This window comes from Rhodococcus sp. BS-15, from assembly GCF_000813105.1.
Lineage (GTDB): Bacteria > Actinomycetota > Actinomycetes > Mycobacteriales > Mycobacteriaceae > Rhodococcoides.
This window is the reverse complement of the sequence record NZ_BAOX01000453.1, coordinates 1-2,669: the sequence shown is the minus strand read 5'-3', so window position 1 is coordinate 2,669 and position 2,669 is coordinate 1. Positions and strand designations below refer to the sequence as shown.

The following is a 2,669-nucleotide window of genomic DNA, read 5'->3' as shown; positions in this document are numbered from 1 at the left end:
TCGGCCGAAAAGGCGGGCCCGGCATTCGGTCGATGGACCGCTGCGGCCGCAGCCGTCGTCGCAGTGATGGTCCTCGGCCTGCAACTCAGCGGAGGCGGTACGCCGAGCGAGGCAGTGGCGGCCACCGTTCTCGACAGAGCGGCCGTCGCCGCGTCCTCGGCACCGCCCTTGGATCTGCCATCCCAGGGGTGGGTGTACCGGGAGATCTTGCGGCAGAACGGGCCGAGTTGGGTGACTGTTCAGGTATGGGAATCCGTCGACGGCAGTGCTCCGGGCCTGATGACCTCGACCGAGAACGGTGCGTCGCAGTCGACGACGCTTCCGGTGGGCGACCAGTCGATCCTCGCGTCTCGTTCGCTGTCCGCACTCGAGCAATTGCCCGACGATCCGGCGAAGGTTCTCGACGACTTGAGGAAAGACCCGGCCACCGCAGCCGACATGTCGCTGAACGACGTCGACGAAGACGTCGCCGTGTGGGAGCAGATTCGAGCCCTCAGTGAGCGGGTGCCGGTGCAGAAGCAATCGGTACTGTTTCGAGCGGCCCAGGACATCGAAGGTCTCGATGTCGAATCCGGAGTCACCGATGCCGCCGGCCGTAGTGGCACCGCACTGGGTCTCGACGATCCTCGACTGGGAATCATCCAGCTGGTGTTCAGCGACGAAGACGGCCGGTTGCTCGGAGAACGAATTCTGCAGCGCGACAACCGATCGACTCAGTTCTCGAGTTCGGTGACGAACATCGCGGTCGTGCCGGCCATCGGTGACGTCCCAGCGCCGCGATGACGAGGGACGCACCTATGCTGGCGTCATGTTCCTTCTCTTCGGCTTCGGCAGCAAGCGCAAACACATCGGCTCGGGTGCCACGCGAACCTGCCCACGCTGCCACAACGTCACGCAGTGGGCGCGCATGAAGCAGTACCAACAGTTCACGCTGTTCTTCGTGCCGGTCGCACGCTGGAAGCGAGTCGAGTTCGAGGAATGCGGAATCTGCGGCGAGGCAGTGTCGGTGTGAGTGCCTGCAGAATTCTCGTCTCGTGAGGATCGCCGAGGACTATGCGGCGTGGAAGGCGCTCGGCCCCGGCGGGCTACCCGCCAACGTGGTGGGTTGGGCCATCACCAAGATCCTCACCCCGCTCGGTAGGGATCCGCTGACCGTCCGTGACGCCGTCGCCGACGCTGCCTCGCCGACGTGGGAACTGCCGGCCCGGCCCGGGCCCCGTCCCTCGGTTGCCCCTTATCCGATTCCGCATCGCCAGCTGAACGGCATCGCGCCGGGCGGCCCGGTGTCGGTGTTCGACGTTCTCGAGTCCCACGCGCGAACCGACTCCGATCGCCTGTACCTGGGCACGAGTCATTTCGAGAAGCGCGGGCAGGCCCTGTACGTGGTCGCCGAGAACCGGCGACCCGGTGTGGTGACTCGAGCAGGCGGGGAGATCGCTCACGTCCACCCCAGCGACGGGTCGCTGCACGTCGTCGCGCAGCACGGCGATGCCCAGCGCATCATCGATGCCGGTTGGGGAGAACTGCATCCGTTGGCCGGCCGCCCACCGATCGGACTTCCTGAGCCCTACGTGTTGTTGTACTCGCCCCGAGACCGCTACGACGTAGAGCAGATCACCAGGATCCTCGATCGTGTTGTCGAAACCGCCTTGCGCACCGGCTGATTGCAGCAGTACCGCTCGGGGGCTCGGCAGCCAACGCGGGCTGCCGAGCCCCCGCGAGCGACTCATGCCGGTGCCAGCACCACCACCGAGTTGTGTCCGCCCATTCCCAGGGACGATTTGACGGTCAATCCGGCTCCGCCGCGGTGAAACCGTCGAGCAGCAGGGGGTGAGCATCCGAGACCTGCGGGGCAGCCGGCACGAGTCCGCGCTCGAATCCCATGACCGCAGAGATGGTTTCGATCGCCGACGCGGCTCCTTGGCAATGTCCCGTCAACGGCTTCACCGAGTACACCTGAGCGTGGGAGTCCAGCACTGTCTCCAACATGGTGGCTTCTGCCGCATCGCACTGAGCGGTGCCGGGGCCGTGGGCATTGAGATACCGCACCTGCTGGGCAGTGACGTCGGCGTCGACCAACGCCTGCTCGAAGCAGGCCCGCACCTGGGTGAGCGCAGGGTCGATCGAGGTGGCATGAAACGCGTCGTGTGTCATCGAACCGCCGAGTACCCGTGCATACGAGGCCGAGCTGCGCGTCGACAGAACGAAGGCCGTTGCGGCCTCACCCATTCCGAACCCGCGGCTGCCCTCTTGGAACGGCCGGCAGCCTTGCTGTGGCTCGACGTCGACCACACCGACGCCGAGCTTCACGAAGTGGTCGATGTTCTCCGGCGTCAGGGACAGATCCGTGGCGACGAACACCACGTCGTCGACGAATCCGGTATCGAGCCACATCTTGGCGGTGAGCAGACCTGCATTGCCCGACGCGCACATCGCCGAGACGTTCATGGCCGGGCCGTGAAAGCCGTATTCCTGCATCAGGAGGGACACCGGGGTCGACGGCATCAGCGTCAGATAGTCACGAACTCGGCGTTCTCCGCCGTCGCGTAGATAGAAGTTGCGCCACTCGTCCACTTCACCCAGAACGACGGCATGGATCAGACCCACCCGTCGACCCGGCTGCCAGCCCCGCGCCATCGCGTCGTCGACGGCCTCGCGTGCCGCCCCGA

Annotated in this window: 4 protein-coding genes; 3 read left to right on the top strand and 1 reads right to left on the bottom strand. The window is 65.8% G+C overall.

Features of this window, described 5'->3' with window-relative positions:
- From RHBS_RS29360 to RHBS_RS26665, 3 genes are all read left to right on the top strand, one after another.
- Positions 1-783, top strand: a 783-nt coding sequence (locus RHBS_RS29360; RefSeq protein WP_187298652.1) for a hypothetical protein, incomplete at its 5' end; no start/stop codon positions are given.
- A gap of 25 nt (positions 784-808) precedes the next feature.
- Complete coding sequence (locus tag RHBS_RS26670) at positions 809-1,012, top strand: zinc-ribbon domain-containing protein (protein WP_121872593.1); 204 nt, start codon at positions 809-811, stop codon at positions 1,010-1,012.
- 22 nt (positions 1,013-1,034) lie between these two features.
- Positions 1,035-1,664 carry a luciferase family protein gene (locus RHBS_RS26665; RefSeq protein WP_121870568.1) on the top strand — a complete coding sequence of 210 codons (630 nt, stop codon included), beginning with the start codon at positions 1,035-1,037 and terminating at the stop codon, positions 1,662-1,664.
- A 124-nt stretch (positions 1,665-1,788) separates the two neighbouring features.
- Here RHBS_RS26665 and RHBS_RS26660 read toward each other — a convergent pair.
- A partial coding sequence (locus tag RHBS_RS26660) for a beta-ketoacyl synthase N-terminal-like domain-containing protein (RefSeq protein WP_306303576.1) occupies positions 1,789-2,669 on the bottom strand: 881 nt, incomplete at its 5' end.